This window comes from Nocardioides hwasunensis (assembly GCF_014779665.1).
In the GTDB taxonomy this organism is placed as follows: Bacteria; Actinomycetota; Actinomycetes; order Propionibacteriales; family Nocardioidaceae; genus Nocardioides; species Nocardioides hwasunensis.
The window spans coordinates 215,273-235,389 of sequence record NZ_JACXYY010000004.1; the positions used below are offsets into that span (position 1 = coordinate 215,273).

At 71.5% G+C, this 20,117-nt stretch carries 12 protein-coding genes; all 12 read right to left on the reverse strand.

Annotated features, from left to right (window positions below; all coding sequences use genetic code 11):
• Window positions 1–59: 59 nt before the first annotated feature.
• Complete coding sequence (locus IEZ25_RS10985) at window positions 60–1,007, reverse strand: DUF1353 domain-containing protein (RefSeq protein ID WP_191199467.1); 948 nt, start codon at window positions 1,005–1,007, stop codon at window positions 60–62.
• A gap of 75 nt (window positions 1,008–1,082) precedes the next feature.
• The gene (locus IEZ25_RS10990) at window positions 1,083–6,593 is read right to left on the reverse strand and encodes a family 78 glycoside hydrolase catalytic domain (protein ID WP_191199468.1); all 5,511 of its coding nucleotides are present in this window, start codon (window positions 6,591–6,593) and stop codon (window positions 1,083–1,085) included.
• Window positions 6,594–6,792: 199 nt separating this feature from the next.
• Window positions 6,793–10,401, reverse strand: a complete 3,609-nt coding sequence (locus tag IEZ25_RS10995; protein ID WP_224748846.1) for an alpha-L-rhamnosidase — start codon at window positions 10,399–10,401, stop codon at window positions 6,793–6,795.
• 199 nt (window positions 10,402–10,600) lie between these two features.
• The gene (locus tag IEZ25_RS11000; RefSeq protein WP_191199469.1) at window positions 10,601–11,185 is read right to left on the reverse strand and encodes a LutC/YkgG family protein; all 585 of its coding nucleotides are present in this window, start codon (window positions 11,183–11,185) and stop codon (window positions 10,601–10,603) included.
• Window positions 11,182–12,702 (reverse strand): lactate utilization protein B, encoded by a 1,521-nt coding sequence (locus tag IEZ25_RS11005; protein WP_191199470.1) that lies wholly within the window; start codon window positions 12,700–12,702, stop codon window positions 11,182–11,184. The genes IEZ25_RS11000 and IEZ25_RS11005 overlap by 4 nt, the downstream gene beginning before the upstream one ends.
• Window positions 12,699–13,499 carry a (Fe-S)-binding protein gene (locus IEZ25_RS11010; RefSeq protein ID WP_191199471.1) on the reverse strand — a complete coding sequence of 267 codons (801 nt, stop codon included), beginning with the start codon at window positions 13,497–13,499 and terminating at the stop codon, window positions 12,699–12,701. Before IEZ25_RS11010 ends, IEZ25_RS11005 begins: the two co-directional genes overlap by 4 nt.
• A 39-nt stretch (window positions 13,500–13,538) precedes the next feature.
• Window positions 13,539–13,748, reverse strand: a complete 210-nt coding sequence (locus IEZ25_RS11015) for a helix-turn-helix domain-containing protein (protein WP_318152177.1) — start codon at window positions 13,746–13,748, stop codon at window positions 13,539–13,541.
• Complete coding sequence (locus tag IEZ25_RS11020; RefSeq protein ID WP_318152178.1) at window positions 13,745–15,196, reverse strand: rhamnulokinase; 1,452 nt, start codon at window positions 15,194–15,196, stop codon at window positions 13,745–13,747. Before IEZ25_RS11020 ends, IEZ25_RS11015 begins: the two co-directional genes overlap by 4 nt.
• Window positions 15,197–15,204: 8 nt before the next feature.
• A complete protein-coding gene (locus IEZ25_RS11025; RefSeq protein ID WP_191199472.1) occupies window positions 15,205–17,250 on the reverse strand; it encodes a bifunctional aldolase/short-chain dehydrogenase in 2,046 nt (681 codons plus the stop codon).
• Window positions 17,251–17,298: 48 nt separating this feature from the next.
• A complete protein-coding gene (gene rhaI, locus IEZ25_RS11030) occupies window positions 17,299–18,462 on the reverse strand; it encodes an L-rhamnose isomerase (protein ID WP_191199473.1) in 1,164 nt (387 codons plus the stop codon).
• Window positions 18,462–18,869 carry an L-rhamnose mutarotase gene (locus tag IEZ25_RS11035; protein WP_191199474.1) on the reverse strand — a complete coding sequence of 136 codons (408 nt, stop codon included), beginning with the start codon at window positions 18,867–18,869 and terminating at the stop codon, window positions 18,462–18,464. The genes rhaI and IEZ25_RS11035 overlap by 1 nt, the downstream gene beginning before the upstream one ends.
• Window positions 18,870–19,045: 176 nt before the next feature.
• A complete protein-coding gene (gene rhaS / locus IEZ25_RS11040; protein ID WP_191199475.1) occupies window positions 19,046–20,098 on the reverse strand; it encodes a rhamnose ABC transporter substrate-binding protein in 1,053 nt (350 codons plus the stop codon).
• Between the last annotated feature and the right edge of the window lie 19 nt (window positions 20,099–20,117).

Here is a 20,117-nt window from a genome sequence, read left to right on the forward strand (position 1 = left end):
TCAGATATCGACGGTAGGGCTGCCCACCGTCGCCGGCCGGTGGCGGGCGCAGGTCGGCCTCAGCGGAGGCTGAGCAGCCCGAAGGTCGCCAGCGCACCGGCCACCACCGCAGCCGCGACCACCCAGGCAGCGACGGGAGACCTTCGCGCGAGCCGCTCGAGCGCGACGTAGGTGCCGGCGATCACCGCCAGCGCGACCGTCACGTGGAGCAGCACGGCGAGCATCACCCCGGCGATCGCGCCCGCCATGCGCAGCCGGCCCCACAGCAGGCTCAGCGCGAGGGGGACGACGATCGCGCCGGCGAGCCCGCCGACCAGCTCCACCAGGAACGGCCGCTCGCCCATCCACGGCACGTCGACCGCGAGCCACCACGAGCGGTCGAGGAGGTCGGACGTCGCGCTGTAGCCGAGGTAGACGACGGCCGCGATGGTCAAGGCCGCCGCGGCGCGGTAGGACCACTGCCTCGCCGGCGTCCACGGCACCGGACGGCCGACGAAGATGGTCGCGACCGTGACGGCCGTCCACACGATCCACCGGCGGATCACGCCGGTGCCGGTGTCGGCCATCGCGTCGCGGAAGATCCGGTCGGCCGTCACGCGGTCGACCTCGCGGCCCTCGGTGGAGACGTAGGACGCCGGGTCGTCGCGCCCGGCGACCAGCGCGTCGTGGAGCAGGGCGGCCGGCAGGTGCGCTCCGGTCTTCGGCACCAGCCAGGTGAAGAGGGCGGGCACCGAGGTCAGGTCGGTGCGGAACTCCGGGGTCGACGGCACGAGCAGCTCGCCGACATGGCGGTCGTCGTAGGCCAGTCGGCGCTCCAGCTCGAAGAGCTCGACGCCGTCCTCGGCGTGTCGCTCGAGCACGATGCGCGGGTCGGCGCCGGGGTCCGGCGGCTCGCCCGGGGCGCCCTCGCGCGGCAGGGTGCCGCCGTCGTAGAACCGGCGGGGCTGCTGCGCCACCGGCCGCGGCGCCATCGCGCCCGCCTGGTCACCACGATCCCGAGCCCGCATGGGCCCAGTCTGGCGTGGCGGACCGACACCGCACCAGCCGCGCACCGGGCTGGCGCCGCGAGGCGACGCTGACGGTCAGCGCCGGCGCACCACGACCTTCGCCGTGGCCCGGGCGGCCCGCTGCGAGCCCTGGTAGACGACGGTCACCCGGTGCGTGGCACCGCGTCCGATCGGCACCCGCACCGTGGTCGTGCCGCGTGCCTTGACCCGAGCGACCCGCTTGCCACCGACTCGGACGACGACCTTCCCGCGAGGCTTCACACCGGCGGCCGACAGATCGATCCGCAGCCGCACGGAGCGGCCGGTCACCTTCTTGTCGAGCACGCGGACCCCGACCTTCGTGGTGGCCTTGCGCACCCGGTCGGTCCGCAGGGAGCTCGACTCCGCACGCAGGGTCCCTGCCGTCGCGGTCACCCGCACCGACAGCCGCGACCTCCGGTCGCGCTTCACCACGCGGTACGTCGACTCCGTCGCGCCCGGGATCGGCTGTCCGTCGCGCAGCCACTGGTGGGCCACGGTGACGTCGGCTCGGCTCCAGGAGCCTCCCGTGGCGCGCAGCTTCCGCCCGATCTCCGCGGTGCCGCTGACCTGCGGCGGTGCCAGGGCCACGAGCTGCTGCTGGCCCCCGTCCGTCGGCAGGGTCGCCACCTGGGCGTGCCGGACGGCCTCGGCGTTGCCCGCGACGTCGACGGAGAACCACGCGACGGCGTGCGCGCCCCGGCTCGGGAGCGTGACGGGTCCGGTCGCCGGCTGCCACTCACCCGCGTCGACCTTGACCATGGTCGTGGCGACACCGCTGGTGGCGTCGGTCGCGGTCAGGCGCACCTGGGCCGCCGCCGCGGCGGTCGCGGGTGCGACGACCTCGGACACCGTGACAGGTGCCGTCTGGTCGACCTTCACGTCCACCGAGGCCGGCTCGGTGACGTTGCCGGACGCGTCGGCGGCGCGGTAGGTCACGGTGTGCTCGCCGTCGTCGGCCAGCTCGACCGGGGCGACGTACGACGCCCAGCCGGCGCCGTCCTGCACCTCGACCCGTGGCTGCTCGTCGTCGTCGTCGATCGCGTCGATCTCGACCTGCACCGGGCTGGTGAACCAGTCGCCGGAGCCGGCCGTGCCACGGGTGCGAGCACCGACGACCGGAGCCGCGGTGTCCTTCGTGACCCCGGGCACGACCCACAGGTCGGCGACCGACGGGTCGTAGTCGGTGGCATCGGTCGGGAACTCGATCTTGATCCGGGCCGTGCCGTCCGCGGTGGCCGCGAGGGCCGCCGGGGAGTCGACCAGGAGGTCGTGCGCGAGCCAGCCGAGGCCACCCTGGGCGCGCTCGACCGTGTAGCGACCGACCGGCACGTCGTCGACGTACAGGTTCATCTCCTTGGTGCGCGCCCCGTCGAAGGTCTCGCGCATCCGGATCCCGAACGGCTCGCCCTTCGGCACGTCGAGCTCCGCGGAGAACCACGAGCCGGGATAGAGGGAGTTGGCATAGCGACGGGTGAGTCCGGCCTCGCTGTTGATGCCGCTGCGCGGGTGGGCCTGCAGGTCGTGTGCGTTCTCGGATGTCGGGTCACCGAAGTCGACGTGGTCGGTGAAGGTGGTCGGCGGGGTGGTGAGCGCGACCGTCAGCGTGCCTCGGCCGCGGGCCAGGACCTGGTCGCCCTGCACGAGCTGGGCGCCGACCTGCTGGTCGCCCTCCACGATGCGGTGCGGCACCCGCAGCCGGGTCGTCACCGTGCGGGTCTCCCCCGGCTCGAGGGTCAGCGGCGGCCCGGTCGGAGGTGTCGGCCAGCCCGCCGGGACGGTGGCCCGGACCTGGCCGGTCTGCGCCTGGGTGCCCTCGTTGCGGAGCACGACGTCGACCGGGACGAGCTTGCCGCGCGGGTCGGTGACCGATCCCGAGACGCCGTCGACCGCGACGCCGGCGACGATCTCGGCCCACGTGGTGGTCTCGGTGACCTCGTAGTCCTGTCCACCGCTGGCGAAGGTCAGCACGACCGTCACCTCGCGAGCGCCGAGACGGGCGTCGTGCGGGACCGCCGCGTCGAAGCGGAGCTCCGTCGAGGCGGCGGGCGCCAGCTCGGCGACCTGCAGGTCACCGGTGATCGTCAGGTCGCCTGCGTCCACCGTGGCCCTCAGACCGGTGACGGGTGCGCCGCCCCAGTTGGTGACCGCGATGCTGCCGGTGGCCTGCTGCCCGCGGACGACGGGCTCGGTCAGCGGAGCGAGCGTCAGCCACAAGTCGCGCTCGGGGTCGGCGTCGGGCTGCACCCGGAAGTCGTACGACCCGGACCCGACCGTCACCACGGCCACGCCGTCGATGATCTCGACGCCCTCGACACCGTCGACGTCCGTGACGGGTGCGCCGCCCTCGAGGACCTCCTCGACCGAGGTGGCCTCGCCCAGCGGCAGCCGCACCGTCGCGGTGCTGCCGACCGGCACGCGCGCCTTCAGCTCGAGGGCACGCCCGCGGGTGCGCCAGTCCGAGGTGACCGGACCGTAGGGGGTGGCCACGGTCGCCTTCGCAGAGTCCATCTGCTCGGTCGTCGCCGGCTCGATGGTGACCCGCCGGAAGCCCTCGTCGACGGACGGCCGGATGCCGGCTGCGTAGTGGTAGAACCAGTCGTCGACGGTGCCGAGGAAGTAGTGGCCCAACGAACGCGACTCGAGCGACCAGTGCTCCCACACGGTGGTGGCGCCGTTGGCCAGCTTGAAGCCCCAGCTCGGGTACGTCGTCTGCTCGGCGAGCCTCACCGCGACGTCGGCGTAGCCGTGCTCGGTCAGCACCGGCAGCAGGTACTTCGTGCCGAGGGTGCCGGTGTCGAGGTGGTAGCCGCGCTGCTCGACGTCGGCGGCGAGGCGGGCCGCGACGGCCTCCTCTGTCTCCTCGTCGGGCGTCAGGCCGAAGGCGAGCGCGAGCACGCTGTGCACCTGGCGGAAGCGGTTGCCGTCCTGGCCTGCGCCGCGGTAGCGGTCACCGTCGAGGTAGGCGGCGTTGAAGGCGTCCTTCACCACGCCCGCACGGGTCGTGAACTCAGTGGCGTCCGCGGTCTTGCCCAGGTGCCTCGCCGTGCGAGCCATCGAGTCGAGCATCAGGTAGAGGTAGGCACTGCCCTCCACACGCTGGTCCTCGCCGGGTGCGTGACCGCCGCCGGGGCTGGCCTCCGGGCTCACCCAGTCGCCGAGCCGGTTGCTGATGACGAGCCCGTCGGGCTGGCGCCGGCCGTACTCGAGGTCGACGTACTTCTTCATGTTGTCGTAGAGCTCGGTCATCACGCGCTCGTCGCCGCCGTACTGGTAGAGCCACCACGGCGTCATGACGTACGCCGCGTGCCACGGCTGCGAGGGACCCCAGACGCCCCAGTTGCCCGAGCTCGGCGCGATGACCATCGGGGCACCGTTGCCCTCGCGGGTCTCGTCGAGGTCGCGCATCCACTTGGCGAAGAGCTCGTGGGTGTCGAGGTTCATCATGAACATCTCGGCACCGACGGCGGCGTCGCCGGTCCAGCCGTTCTTCTCGAACATCGGGGTGTCGGTCGGGATGCCGTGGATGTTGTTGTAGAGCGTGTTCACCACGATGTCGTGGGTGCGGTTCATGATGTCGCTGGAGCTCTCGAAATCACCGGTCTGCTCCGCGTCGGTGTGCAGCCACTCGGCGGTGAAGGCGCTCAGCGGCGGCGCCTGGTCGCCGGGCCAGCCGGTGACCTCGACGTACTGGAAGCCCTTGTAGGAGAAGCGCGGCTCGAACGTCTCGGGCGCGCCGGTGCCGGCCAGCGTGAAGGAGTCGGTCTGGAAGCCGAGCTGGAAGCCGCCGTTGTTGTCGAGGTTGACCCGGCCGTCGGCGCGCAGCTTCTCGGCGTGCGCCGTCTTGATGGTGGTGCCCTCGGGGCCCTGGACGGTGACCTTCGTGCGACCGGCGATGACGTTGGGGAACTTCACGACGTAGACGCCGTCGACGGGCTCGGTGATCCCGACCGGCTTCAGCTCGCGGGTGACCCGGATCGGCTGCTGGCGCTGGTTGACCAGCTCGCCCTTCGGGGCGTCGACCACGGCCGCTGCGTCCCAGTCGGAGTCGTCGTACGCCGCGGTGTCCCAGTCGTCGACCTCGTAGCGGGCGTCGTAGCGCTCCCCGGCATAGAGGTCGTCGAGGCGGGTCGGGCCGCCGCGGGTGGTCCAGCTGTCGTCGGTGACGACGCGCTCGGTCGTGCCGTCGGCGTACTCGATCACGAGGACGCCGCGGGCGCGCGGCTCGCCGTGCCACGGCGGGCTCTGCCAGTTCCAGACGTTGCCGCCCAGCATGCCGTAGAAGCCGCGGCCCAGCTCCATGCCGAGCACGTTGTCGCCCTGCATGACCTGGTCGGTGACGTCGGTGCCGACGTACTGCACGGTGTCGTCGTAGTCGGTGAAGCCCGGAGAGAGGGTGTCGTCGCTGATCCGCTCGCCGTTGAGGGTCACGTCGGCATAGCCGCCGGCGGCGACGTAGTGGGTGGCGTGGGCGACCGGCTGGGAGACCGAGAACTCCTTGCGCATGAGCGGGGCCGGCTGGTCCGGGCCCTTCAGCAGGGTCTCGGTGGAGCTGGTGAAGCGCAGCTCCTGGCCGACCAGCGTCCCGCCCTCGAAGGGGTTGCCGTCGGAGAAGTCGGTGTCGAGCAGGACGGTGCCGTCGGCGCGGGTGACGGTGGCCCCGAAGACCGTGAACTGCTCGTTGGTGCCCGCGTGCGTGTTGGACCGGAAGCCGACGACACCACGCTGCATGGCGGCGGCGCCGGTGACCTCGCGGGTGTCGATCTGCGTCCCGTCGAGCAGGGTGACGACCCGGACCCGGGTGTTGTCCGCGCCGGGGCTGACGGTCATCGTGAGGGTGTGCTTGCCGGTGAGCAGGTCGGCCTTGCTGATCGAGGAGATCGGCACCTCCTGCAGCAGCGCGTAGCCGCCGTTGACACGGGTGTGCGGCCGGAGAGTCGGGGTGGAGCCGGTCGTGGAGACCTGGTACATCAGCGCGTTGTTGAGGCCGTTGGCACGGATGAAGACACCGAGAGCGTGCTGCTGGATGGAGAACTCGAACTCGGCGGTGTAGTCGGTCCAGCCGGCCGAGGGGTCGACAGGTGGTGCCCCGATCCAGGCAGCGCCGTCCCAGTCGGCCTGGTCGACGAATCCGGTGCGGAACTCACTCGCGTCGCGCGCCGTGCCGGCGTTGGTCACGACCTGCACGTCCCAGACGTAGCCCGTGGTCGAGGCCAGTGCGGGACCGTCGTACTCGACGTCGAAGGACCGCGGGTCCTGGACCGTGCCGCTGTCCCACACGAGCTCGCCGTCGAGGCCCTCGGCCTCGGTGGCGACCCGGACGCGGTAGGACTCCTGCACCACGCCGCGCGTCTCGGACTCGATCACCCAGCCGAAGCGCGGGCGCTCGAGGTCGATGCCGATCGGGGTGGCCTTGCGCTCGACCTCGAGGTCGGTGAGGGACACGGCCCCGGCGGCGCTCGCCGCGACCGGGAGCGAGAGGCTGACGCCGGTGAGCCCGGCGAGCAGGACGGCGAGGGCCGTGAGGACAGCTGTGGGACGGGGACGAGCAGGACGTGGTGCGGTCACGGGCACGGCTTCTCCAGAGTCGGCGGTCGAGGTGCCGGCGACGTCTTGAAACGTTCCAGCCCGAGCAACCTATGACGGCGTGACGACGCTCACAACGGCTGGAGACCAGATGACCGGAAGCGGCCATCGGTTGCACAGGAAGGGGCCGTGCCACCCGGCACGGCCCCTGTGTCCTGCGTCAGCTGGCGACGGGCGCCGGCTAGCGCTTCTTCACCACGCGGACCGTGGCCCGGGCGATCACCTCACCCCTGCGGTCCAGGATCCGCAGCACCGTCTTGCCGCTGAGTCGCTTCGGCACCTTGCGGCTGACCGAGATGCGCCCGTCCTTCACCTTCGCCGTGCCCAGCTTCTTGCCACCGAGCGTGATGCGGACCTTGTTCACCAGCAGGTCACGCACCCGGATCCGCAGCTTCGTGCCCGCCCGGACCTTCGACCTGACCGACACCTTCGGCTCCACCACCGGCGACGCCGGGGTCGGGTTGGTCGTGGGCGGAGTCGTCGGTGGCGTCGTCGGTGGAGTCGTGGGAGGTGTCGGTCCCGGCGTCGGCTCGGGAGTCGGCTCGGGGTCAGGGCCGACCTTCGACCCGACGACGAAGCGGTAGTCTCCGGAGCCCACTGTGAAGACCGCGCGGCCGTCGGTCTCGCCCTGCGCCACCGCACCGTCCGGCGCCGTCACGTCACCGAGGTCGCGTCCCAGCGTCGGGACCTCCACCGTCGCGGTGGTGTTGGCCGGGACCCTCACGTCGAGGACCAGTCCGTCGTCGGTGCGTCGCCACGACGAGCCGACCGTGCCGCGCACGGTGTCCTGCTCGACCCTGACCCATTCCAGGGCCTTCGGCACCTCGGGCGAGATCGTGACCGCCGCGTACGCCGACGTGTCGGAGGTGATCCCGCCCAGCCCCGTGTAGAGCGAGGAGCTGATCCCGGCGAACATGGCGTGGTCGTGGGTGATCATCCCCGCGTCGTACATCCACTGCTCCCAAGGCGTGGTCGCGCCGTTGTCGATCATGAAGCCGAAGCTCGGATAGCTGCGCTTGCCGAGCACAGTCATCGCCACGTCGACGCGATCGATGGCCTGGAGGGCGTCGAAGAGGTGCCGGGTGCCGAAGATGCCGGTGTCGAGGTGTCCGCCGTTGTCCTCCATGATCGTGCGCACGAGCTTGTCGCCGACCGGCTCGAGGAACTTGTCGGGAACCATGCCGAACGCGAGCGGCAGGACGCTCGTGGTCATCCGCCCGCTGCCGTAGGTGTCACCGGCGGCGTTGAGGAATCGGTCGTTGAACGCGTCTCGCACCCGGTCGGCGACCTCGGCGAAGTGTGCGGCGTCCGCAGATCTGCCGAGGACCTCGGCCGCCTTGGCGGTGTCCTGCGCCTGGACGAACCACAGAGCCGTGTTGACGATCTGAGTCTCGCTGCCGCATGCGCCAGCACCCGGCCCACCCATGCCGCCGTTGGCCTGGTCGCCGTGCACGGGCGGACACCAGTCACCCAGCCCGGTGTCGGCGGTCCACACGTAGCCCGGGAAGTCGGCCACGTTGCGGTCGACGAAAGCCTTCATCGCGGGGTAGTTGTGGCGCAGGGTGGCGAGGTCGCCGTACTGCTCGTAGAGCGTCCACGCAAGGGAGACCTGGCCACCCGCCATGTCGGGGTACTGCGACTTGTGCGCGTCCTGCGGCAGTCCGACGCCGGGCGGCAGGTCGAGGAGGTACTTGGCGTAGAACGGGCCCATGTCGAAGTCACGCACGGCCGCGTCCTTGTAGGCCTGGACGTCCATGGCCGGGGGCGTGCGCTCGTCGCGGACCGGGGTGTCGGTCGGCGTGCTCATCGAGTTGTTGCGGATCGCCCAGCGGTTGTTCTCCCAGATCTTGTTCAACAGGGCGTCGGAGGACTCGAACATCCCGGTCGACGCCACGTCGGCCTGGACGACTCGCCCGTCGAGGTCGGCGAGGGTCGGGGTGCCCGGGTATCCGGTCACCTCGACGTAGCGGAAGCCGTGGTAGACGAACCGCGGCTCCCAGCTCTCGGGGCCACCGCCCTTCAGGACGTAGGTGTCGGTGGCCTTGGCACTCCGGTTCGTGCGGGTGTCGAGCCGACCGTCGCCGTGGACCTCCTCGGCGGTGCGCATGGTGACGGCCGTGCCGGCCGACCCCTGGACCCGCAGCCGCGTCCAGCCGGAGATGTTCTGGCCGAGGTCGAAGACGAAGACGCCGTCGGCGACCTTCGTGACGGAGACCGGGCGCAGCGTGTCGACGACGCGTCGGTCCGGGCCGGGGTTGGCGACGAGTGGGGCGGCCGGGCCGTCGACCTGCGTGACCGGCAGCCAGGCGGCCTCGTCGTAGCCGGCGGTGTCCCACCCGGTGTGCTCGGCGCGGGCGTCGTACACCTCGCCGTCGTACATGTCGTTGGCGACCACGGCGCCGGTCGACCAGGTCCAGTCGGCGGAGGTGGCGACCGTCTCGGTGCTGCCGTCGTCGTAGGTGACCTCCAGCAGCATCCGCGCCTTCTTGTCCCCCAGGTAGCGCCAGGCGTAGCCGTTGTAGCGCGACCCGTAGCCGTTCGCGAGGGTGAGGCCGACCGCGTTGTCCCCCTGCCGCACGGCCTCGGTGACGTCGTAGGTGTCGTAGAACAGGTTGTTCTCGTACTGACCGCTGGTCGGGGTCAGCCTGCGGTCGTCCGCCACCTTGCCGTTGAGGCTGAGCTCGTAGAGACCGAGGCCGTAGACGTAGGCGCGAGCGCTGGCGACCTTCTTGGCCAGCGTGAAGTCGTGGCGCAGCAGCGGCGCCTCCGGCGTACGGGACATCAGCGTGAGACCGCCTCCTGGCGCGAGCTGTCCGTCGACGACCGGGAGGGTCGGGAAGGCGGCCACCGGTGCGGTCGAGAAGTCCTCGCTGTAAAGCTCCTCACCGTCGAGGGCCTCGACGACCAGGTTGTCGTAGGTCGCGCGCTCGTCCTGGTTGTTCGTGCGGTCGTGGCGGATGCCGAGGGTGCCGGCGCCGCTCAGGCTCGTGTCCGTCCTCTGGTCGACCTGGGTCCCGTCGATGAACGTGGTGAAGCTGTCCCCCTCGACCCGGACCTCGAGGTGGTGCTCGCCGGCCACGTTGGTCGGGGTCAGCGTCGGGGCGAGGTCGACCTCACCGAGATTGCGGAACTGGCCGTTCACGCGTACGTGGGGGCGCAGCACGACCTTGTTCGCGTCGACGGCGGTGCTGACCTGCCACATGTAGAGGTTGTCGGCGTCCTTGGCGCGGAGCAGCAGTCCGGCCGCCCCACTGCGGATCGTGAAGTCGACGCCGACAGTGAAGTCGTCCCACGTGAGCGCTCCCGCGGTGTCCGGGCTGATCCACTCGGAGCCGCCCCAGTCTCCGTCGAGCAGTCCGGTCTCCCACCAGCCGGGCTCGCTCCAGCCGGAGGCCTGGCCGGCCCCGTCCCACACCTGGACGGCCCAGTGGTAGCGCGTGGCCGGTCGCAGCGCCGGGCCGTCGTAGGGGATGCCGACGGACTCGTTGCTCTCGATCCGGCCGCTGTCCCAGAGGTAGGGACCGGAGCCGAGGTCGGAGGCGTCGGTGGTGACGACGACACGGTAGGCCGACTGGCGGGCGCCCTGGGCGTCGGAGTCGAGACGCCAGCTCAGGCTGGGCTTCGCGGTGTCGTTGCCGAGGGGGTTCGTCCGCCCGTCGACCAGGAGGTCGAGCGCCTCCAGGAAGGGCGCGCTCGTCGCGGACGGGGCTGCCGGAGGGCTGCTCGCGTCGGACGGGACGACCGCGCCCGCCGTGGCCACCACCGCTCCCACGAGCGCAGCCATCGTCATGTGTCGCAACCTGTGAAGTGCCATCATCGTTCGTCCTCCAACGGGTCTGTGGTGATTTGAACGTTTCACAAACCTAGGAGGAGTGACCAGCATCACGCCAGAGGTGCCGACGAGATGACCGGCTTCGGCCACGGCCCGACGACCGGCACCCTTCTCATGCTGACGCGGTCACCACAAAGGTCCGATCCGAACACCACGGTCACTCGACGAGAAGCACGTGGAGGGTGCGGGGGCCGTGGACGCCCTCGACGCGGTCGAGCTCGATGTCGCTCGTCGCCGAGGGTCCACTGATCCAGGTCAGCGGCCGGGCCGGGTCGAGGAGGGCGATCGCGTCGGGCACGTCGGCCACGACCTGGCTCGCGTCGACGATGCAGACGTGCAGGTCGGGCACGAGGCTGATCGCCCGTCGGCCCTGGTCGGGCTGGTGGTCCAGCACGATCGTGCCGGTCTCGGCGATGCCGACGGCGGCCCGGGTGATCACCGCGTCGATCGCGTCGAGCTCGGCGGCCGAGAGGCCGTCGTCGACGACTGCTCCAGCCACCTCGAGCCCGAGACCGGGAGGTACGACCGCGCGCGCCCCGCCCAGCGCCGCAGCGACGGCCTCCTCGAGCCCGGTCCGGGTGCAACGGGTGACGACGGCCCGGTAGTCGGCGATGCGCTCGTCGAAGAGCGCGACGAGGTCGCCGCGGTCCGGCGCCCGCGGTGCGGCGGGCACGGAGACGGCCGGTGACACGTCGGCGAGGGCCGCACGGACGCGACCGAGGATGTCGTCGCGGGCGCTCATGAGCCACCACCCTTCGTGGTGCCGGACTCGTCCTGGTCGTCGTGGGTGCCGCCGTCGGTCCGGGCCCACCACTCGCGGAAGGACTCCTTCGGCGGGGCGGGCAGGTCGCGGGCCCCGGTCCACCCGGCGGCGGGGCCGGGCAGGCGGCCGGCGGCGGTGCGACCGCCGGGCAGCGTCGTACGGGAGAAGCGGCCCATGACGCGGCCGGCGAGACCGGAGGCGCGCTCGGCCAGGCCGAGACGCCTCGCGTCGGAGAACGTCCAGGCCGCGGCCTTCATCGCGACGGCCTCGGCCTTCGGGATCCGGTCGCCGCGGTGGGAGTCGACGACCTGGGCACGCTGGTCGACCAGCACGGACGGGATGTCGATCCGGACCGGGCAGACCTCGAAGCAGGCGCCGCACAGCGAGGAGGCATACGGCAGCGAAGCGGTCTGCTCGTCGGAGACCCCGTTGAGCAGCGGGTTGAGGATCGCCCCGATCGGGCCGGGGTAGACCGATCCGTAGGCGTGCCCGCCGACCCGCTCGTAGACCGGGCAGACGTTGAGGCAGGCCGAGCAGCGGATGCACCGCAGCGCCTGGCGACCGACGTCGTCGGCGAGCGCACGGGTGCGGCCGTTGTCGAGCAGGACGACGTGCACCTCCTGCGGGCCGTCGCCCGGCGTCACGCCCGACCACGTCGAGGTGTAGGGATTCATCCGCTCGCCGGTGGACGAGCGCGGCAGCAGCCGGAGCATCGGGTCGAGGTCGCCCCAGGTCGCGACGACCTTCTCGATGCCGACCACGCTGACCAGCACCTCGGGCAGCGTCAGGCACATCCGGCCGTTGCCCTCGGACTCGACGACGACCAGCGTGCCGGTGTCGGCGACGGCGAAGTTGGCACCGCTCACGGCGACCTTGGCGCGCAGGAACTTCTCCCGCAGGTGCTCGCGCGCAGCGCCGGCCAGCACGGCCGGCTCGTCGGTGAGGTCGGCCGGTGCGGGCCGGCCGACGTCGCCCATGCGCCGCAGGAAGATCTCGCGGACCTCCGCCCGGTTGCGGTGGATCGCGGGCACGAGGATGTGGGAGGGCAGGTCCTCGCCGAGCTGCACGATGAGCTCGGCCAGGTCGGTCTCCCAGGCGGCGATGCCCTCGGCCTCGAGGGCCTCGTTGAGGCCGATCTCGCCGGTGGCCATCGACTTCACCTTCACGACCTCGTCGACCCCGTGGCTGTGTGCCACCTGAGCCACGATCGCGCAGGCCTCGGCGGCGTCGCGGGCCCAGTGGACCGTGGCGCCGGCGCGGGTGAGCGAGGCCTCGAGGGTCTCGAGGTGGGTGGCGAGGTCGCGCAGCGCGGCCTCCTTCACCCCGGCCCCGGCGAGCCGGAGCTCCTCCCACTCCTCCACCTCGGCCACGACGGCGGCGCGCTTGTCGCGGATGGTGTGGGTGGCGTGCGCGAGGTTGCTGCGCAGCTGGGTGTCGCCCAGCGCCGCGCGCGCGGCGGTCGGGAAGGCCGGCATGCCGACGAAGGTGCCGCTCATCCCCGGCCGCCCTTCTTCGCGGACTCGGCCCGCTCGCCGACGGCCGGGCCGCCCGGCTCCGCCTCCGTGCCCTCGGTGCTGGCCAGGATCTCGGCCAGGTGCATGACGCGGACGCCTGCGCGCTGGCGCGACAGCATCCCGCCGATGTGCATCAGGCAGGAGTTGTCGCCGGCGACGAGCACCTCGGCACCGGTGTCGCGGACGTGGCGCGCCTTGTCGGCGCCCATCGCGACGGAGGTGTCGGCGTTCTTCAGCGCGAAGGTACCGCCGAAGCCGCAGCACTCCTCCGCCTGCGGGAGGTCGACCAGCTGGATCCCGCGGACCGCCTCGAGCAGCCGCTGCGGGCGGTCCCCGACGCCGAGCATCCGGAGGCTGTGGCAGGTCGGGTGGTAGGTCACCCGGTGGGGGAAGTAGGCACCGACGTCCGTGACCCCGAGCACGTCGACGATGAACTCGGTGAGCTCGTAGGTCTTGGGGGCCGTCTCGGCGACGGCGGTCTTCAAGGCCGCGTCGCCCGAGCGCTCGGCGACCAGCGCGTGCTGGTGGCGCACCGACCCGGCGCAGGAGCCCGACGGCGTCACCACGGCGTCGTAGCCGGCGAAGGCGTCGACGAAGTTGCGCACGACGGGCACGGCCTCGTCGAAGTAGCCGGTGTTGACCATCGGCTGGGCGCAGCAGGTCTGCGCCGCGGGGAACTCGACGTCGACGCCGAGCCTGCGCAGCAGCCGCACGACGGCCTTCCCCGTGTCGGGGAACATCGCGTCGTTGACGCACGTGACCTGGAGGGCGACCCTCACGTCGCGGCTCCTTCCTGGCTCGTTGGGGTGTGTCGGGGATCAGAGATGGCCGTGACGGACGGCCCAGACGATGGCTTCGATGGTGGTCTCGCACCCCAACGTGTCACACGCTGCGCGCGCCCTGCGACGGACCGTGCGCTCGGAGATGCCCAGCTTGCGGGCGACCACGTCGATCGTGTCACCCTCCGCCATCAGGCGGAGGACGCGGACCTGGTCGTCTGGCAGGACGATCCCGCGGGCCTCGGTCACGGGTCGTCCTGGGGCCGCTCCGGGTCGTGGCGGCGCAGGTCGTGCGTCGCCCGGATCAGCGCCCGCATCTCCTGGAGACCGCCGGTGATCGCGCCCGCCGTGCGGCCCTGCACGAGCACGTTGCCGAGGGCGGTGGCCTCGACCGGCCCTGCGACCACCGGCAGCCCGGTGCGGTCGGCGATGAGCTGGCAGAGGAGGGTGTTCTGGCTGCCGCCGCCCACGACGTGGATGACCTCGACCGTGCGGCCCGAGAGCTTCGTCGCGGCCTGCAGCGCGTCGGCGTACGCCACCGCGAGGGACTCGAGGATGCAGCGCACCGTGGTCGCCGCGTCGCTCGGTGGCGCGACGTCGTGCTCGTCGCACCAGGCGGCGATCCGGCCGGGCATGTCGCCGGGCGGGACGAAGCGGGGGTCCTGCACGTCGACCAGCGGGACGGTCCCGGCGGGCACGTCGGCAGCGGCGGCGAGCAGGGCCGTCAGGTCGTCGCGACGCCACGTGCGCAGCGACTCGCTGAGCAGCCAGGTGCCCATCACGTTGGTCAGGAACCGGACCGTCTGGTCGACGCCGCCCTCGTTGGTGAAGTTGGCCAGCCGGCTCTCCTCGGTGAGCACCGGCTCGTCGAGCTCGAGGCCGACGAGGCCCCACGTGCCCAGCGAGACGTACGCCGACTCGGCGCGCTCGAACGGCACTCCGACGACGGCCGAGGCGGTGTCGTGCGAACCGACGGCCACGACGGGGAGGCCGGGTGCTCCGACCGCCTCGCCGACCCCGGGCAGCACGGCACCCACCAGGTCCCCGGGGTCGACGAGGTCGGTGAACAGGGAGCGCGCGAGCCCGAGCCGCGCCAGCAGCTCGTCGTCCCACGCGCGGGCTCTCACGTCCAGCAGGCCGGTCGTCGAGGCGTTGGTGCGCTCGGTCCGCTCGACGCCGGTCAGCCAGTGGGCCAGCAGGTCCGGGACGAGGAGCAGCCGCCCGGCGTCCCGGTGCCAGTCGTCGGCCGCGAGCTGGAAGAGCGTGTTGAACGGCAGGAACTGCAGGCCGTTGCGGACGTAGAGCTCGGCCGGCGGGACCGTCGCGTGGACCCGCTCCGGACCGACCTGCCCGCGCCGCTCGTCGCGGTAGTGGAACGGCTGCCCGAGCAGCCGACCGTCGCGCAGCAGGCCGTAGTCGACGGCCCAGCTGTCGATGCCGACGCTGGACAGGCGACCGGCGGGGGTGTCGGCTGCCTGTCGCGCCGCCGCCCCCAGCCCCGCGAGGGACTGGCGGTAGAGCTCGAGCAGGTTCCAGTGCAGGCCGTCAGGCGTGCGGACCGGGTCGTTGCCGAACCGCGCGGCGGCGGTGAGGCGCAGCACTCCCTGGCCCACCTCGCCCAGCATCACCCGACCGCTGGAGGCGCCGAGGTCGATCGCAGCGACGCTGACCGGCCCCGGCGCTCGCACGTCCACCACCGGGCCGGCTATCGCAGGAACGCGGCGGCCACGCCGGCGTCGACGGGGATGTGCAGGCCGGTGGTGTGGCTGAGCTCGTCGGTGCAGAGCACGAAGACCGCGTTGGCGATGTTGTCCGGCAGCACCTCGCGCTTGAGGATCGTGCGCTGCGCGTAGAACTTGCCGAGGTCCTGCTCCTCCACGCCGTAGACCGCGGCGCGGTTGGCGCCCCAGCCCGAGGCGAAGATGCCGGAGCCCTGCACGACGCCGTCGGGGTTGACGCCGTTGACCTTGATGCCGTGCTCGCCGAGCTCGGCGGCCAGCAGCCGGACCTGGTGGGCCTGGTCGGCCTTGGCAGCGCCGTAGGCCACGTTGTTCGGGCCGGCGAAGATCGAGTTCTTCGAGGAGATGTAGACGATGTCGCCGCCCATCCCCTGCTCGATCATGGCCCTCGCGGTGGCCTGCGCGACCAGGAAGGATCCCTTGGCCATCACGTCGTGCTGGAGGTCCCAGTCCTTCTCGGTGGTCTCGAGCAGCGAGCGCGAGAGCGAGAGGCCGGCGTTGTTGACGACGAGGTCGACACCGCCGAAGGCGAGGACGGTCGCGTCGACCGCCGCCTGCACGGCCGCTGCCTCGGAGACGTCGACCTGCACGCCGACGGCCACGTCGGTGGAGCCGATCTCCGCGGCGGCCGACCGCGCCTTTTCGAGGTCGAGGTCGGCGATCACGACGGCGGCACCCTCGGCGGCCAGCTTCTTCGCGGTGGCCAGGCCGATGCCGGACGCGGCACCGGTCACCAGGGCGACGCGCGTGGCGAGCGGCTTGGGCTTCGGCATCCGCTGCAGCTTGGCCTCCTCGAGCGCCCAGTACTCGATGCGGAACTTCTCCGCCTCGTCGATGGGGGCGTACGTCGAGAGCCCCTCGGCGCCACGCATCACGTTGATCGCGTTGGTGTAGAACTCCCCCGCGACCCGGGCGGTCTGCTTGTCCTTGCCGAAGCTGAACATGCCCACGCCGGGCACCAGGACGATCAGCGGGTCGGCGCCGCGGATCGCCGGCGAGTCGGGCGTGGCGTTGCGGTCGTAGTAGCCCTGGTAGTCGGCGCGGTAGTCGACCGCGAGCTCCTGCAGGCGGGCGATCGCGTCCTCGACGGACGTCGAGGCCGGGAGGTCCAGCACGAGGGGCTTGACCTTGGTCCGGAGGAAGTGGTCGGGGCACGACGTGCCGAGCGCGGCCAGGCGCGGGTGCTCGGCCGAGCCGAGGAAGTCGAGGACGACGTCGCTGTCGGTGAAGTGCCCGACCATCGGCCGGTCCTGGCTGGCGATGCCGCGGATGGTCGGCGCCAGGGCGGCGGCGCGGGCGCGACGCTCGTCCTCCGGGAGGGCGGCGTAGCCCTCGAGCGCCGGGCCGAACGGCTCGGCCTTGGAGTGCTCGGCGATGTGGGCGGCGGCGGTGTCGATGATCCAGAGGCTGTTGGCCTCGGCCTCCTCGCTGGTGTCGCCCCACGCGGTGATGCCGTGGCCGCCGAGGATGCAGCCCCGCGCCTGCGGGTTCTGGGCCTTGATCTCGGCGATGTCGAGACCGAGCTGGAAGCCCGGGCGGCGCCACGGCACCCAGACGACCTGGTCGCCGAAGATGGTGGAGGTCAGCGCCTCCCCGTCGGCGGCCGTCGCGATCGCGATGCCGGAGTCGGGGTGCAGGTGGTCGACGTGCGCGGCGTCGACGAGACCGTGCATCGCAGTGTCGATCGACGGAGCCGCACCGCCCTTGCCGTGCAGGCAGTAGTCGAACGCCGCGACCATCTCGTCCTCCCGCTCGACGCCCGGGTAGACGTCGACGAGGGCGCGCATGCGGTCGAGCCGGAGCACGGCCAGGCCGGACTCGGTCAGGGTGCCCAGGTCGCCACCCGACCCCTTGACCCACAGGAGCTCGACCGGCTCACCGGTGACCGGGTCGGTCTCGGTGCCCTTGGCAGAGGTGTTGCCGCCTGCGTAGTTGGTGTTCTTCGGGTCGGCGCCGAGGCGGTTGGACCGGGCGATCAGGTCGGCCGCGGCGCCAGGGGTGGGGTTGGTCATGGTTCCTTCCGGAGGTGTGCGGGGTGGGTGACGAGTCGTGGGGCGGGATCAGGTCCAGGACAGCTGGGCGCCGCCGGCGCGGTCCGCCTCGATCTGCTCCTGGTAGCCGGAGTCGAGATAGGCACGCATCGGGTTGGCCGCCAGGCCGCGCTCCTCGCGCCAGGCACCGAGGTCGGCGCGCACGTCGGTGTAGAACGCGTCCATGAAGATCTCGTTGGCGAGCAGGACGTCGCCCGCGTTCCGGGCCTCGTTCAGGGCGTCGGTGTCGAGGAGCAGCGCGCGGGCGATCATCTCCTGCACGTTCAGCACCGAGCGGATCTGCCCGGGGATCTTGGCCTCGATGTTGTGGCACTGGTCGAGCATCAGCGCGACCTCGCTGTCGGGGCCGAAGCCACCGCCGCGGATGACCTCGACGACGATGCGGAACAGCTGGAACGGGTCGGCCGCACCGACGATGAGGTCGTCGTCGGCGTAGAAGCGGCTGTTGAAGTCGAACGAGCCGAGCTTCCCGAGCCGCAGCAGCTGGGCCACGATGAACTCGATGTTGGTGCCGGGCGCGTGGTGGCCGGTGTCGAGGCACACCATCGCGCGGTCGCCGAGGGCGGCCACGTGGGCGTACGACGTGCCCCAGTCCGGGACGTCGGTGTGGTAGAACGCCGGCTCGAAGAACTTGTACTCCAGCACGAGCCTCTGGTCCTCGGAGAGCTGGTCGTAGATCGTGCTGAGCCCTTCGGCGAGCCAGTCCTGGCGGGCGCGGATATCGCCCTGACCCGGGTAGTTGGTGCCCTCCGCTAGCCAGATCTTCAGGTCGCGCGAGCCGGTCTGGTTCATCACCTCGATGCACTCGAGGTGGTGGTCGACCGCCTTCTGGCGCACGCGGGGGTCGGCGTGGGTGAGCGCGCCGAGCTTGTAGTCGTCGTCCTGGAAGGTGTTGGAGTTGATCGTGCCCAGCGCGACGCCGTGCTCCTTGGCGTAGGTCGACAGCGCGCCGTAGTCGTCGACCTCGTCCCACGGGATGTGGAGCGCCACGCTCGGCGCGAGGCCGGTGAAGCGGTGCACGGTGGCGGCGTCGGCGATCTTCTCCTCCACGCTGCGCGGGGTGCCCGGCGAGCCGAAGACCTTGAAGCGGGTGCCGGAGTTTCCGTAGGCCCAGGACGGGACCTCGATCGCGAGGTCGCCGAGCCGGTCGCTGATGTCGGAGAAGGAAGTCATCACTGGTCCTGGCTTGAGGTGGGGCCCGTGGTGGGGCCCGTGGTGGAAGAGGTACCGGTCGGGATGGCCGGGTCGTGCATGGCGAGCTGGTCCTCGAGGTGGAACACCTCGGTCAGCCGCCAGAAGCCTTGGTCTGGCGGGAGGTCGAGCTCCTCGAAGAACTCCGCCATCTCGGCCTGCCACCGCGCGTTGACGTCGGTGCGGGCCATGCCCGCCTGCGCCGCGGCGAGGTCGTGGGTCTCGAGGTAGCCCACGAGCAACCCGTCCTCGCGCAGGAAGAGGGAGTAGTTGTGCCACCCGGTCTCGTGGAGGGCGCGCAGCATGTCGGGCCACACGGCGGCGTGGCGCTCGGCGTACTCCGCCATCCGCTCACGCCGGACCTGCAGGGTGAAGCAGACGCGGTGCATGGGGGGGTTCCTGTCCTTCGTCGGTGGTCGAGGAAGGCGCGCTGGCGCCTGTCACGAGACCCAGACCTGGTTTCGAGACGGGTTGCGCAGACCCTCACGGGGGTTCGGGCCTGCGCAACCCTCCTCAACCTGATCGCCTGGTCCGGCCCTCGCAGGCTCGGTCCGGGGCGATCAGCTCAGAAGTCGAAGTCGGCGATGTTGTCCTTGTCGAAGGTGAACGGCTCACCGAGGAGCACGACGCCGTCGGCGCCGACCTCGAACGAGCCGAGGTCACCGGCGTCGAAGGAGTCGCCCTCCTCGCCGGAGATGTCACCGTTGACCAGGGCGGCGGCGGCGTAGGTCGCCAGGTAGCCGAGATCACCCGGGTTCCAGAGCGCGAACGCCGTCACGGTGCCGTTGTCGACGTACTCGCGCATCTGGTTGGGGGTGCCCAGACCGGTCAGCGCGACCTTGCCCTTGGACGAGGAGTCCGACAGGTAGCGAGCGGCGGCGGCGATGCCGACCGTGGTGGGCGAGATGATGCCCTTGAGGTTCGGGTGGTTCTGGAGCAGAGCCTCGGTCTGGTCGAACGACTTCTGGTCGTCGTCGTCGCCGTAGACGGTGTCGACGAGCTCGATGTCGGCGTAGTCCGGGTTGTCGGCGAGCTCCTTCTCCATCATCTCGATCCAGGAGTTCTGGTTCGTCGCGTTGGCCGAGGCCGACAGGATCGCGATCTCGCCCTTGCCGCCGATCTGGTCGGCGATGAGCTCGAGCTGCTTGGCCGCGATGCCCTCGGACGTGGCCTGGTTGATGAACAGGTCGCGGCAGTCGGGGTTGGTGTCGGCGTCGAAGGTGACGACCTTCACGTCCGCGCTGCGCGCCTCGTCGATCGCGTCGCACAGGGCGTCGGGGTCGTTGGCGGAGATGATGAGCGCGTCCTTGCCCTGCTGGGCGACGGTGTTGATGTACTGCACCTGCGCGTCGGGGCTGGCGGTGTCGGGGCCGACCTCCTCGAACTCCGCGCCCAGCTCGTCGGCGGCCTTCTCGGCGCCGTCGGTGCTGGTGTCGAAGTAGGCGTTGCCGAGGTTCTTGGGGAGCATGGTGACGCTCATGTCGCCGCCACCGCCGTCGCCTCCGGCCGAGCTGCCGCCACCGTCGCCGCTGTCGTCACCGCCGCAGCCGGCAAAGGCGAAGGTCGCGGTGAGCAGGAGCGCGGCGAGAGCCGTGGGCCGCCTCTTCTGGAACTTCATCTGTGTCTACCTTTCGGGT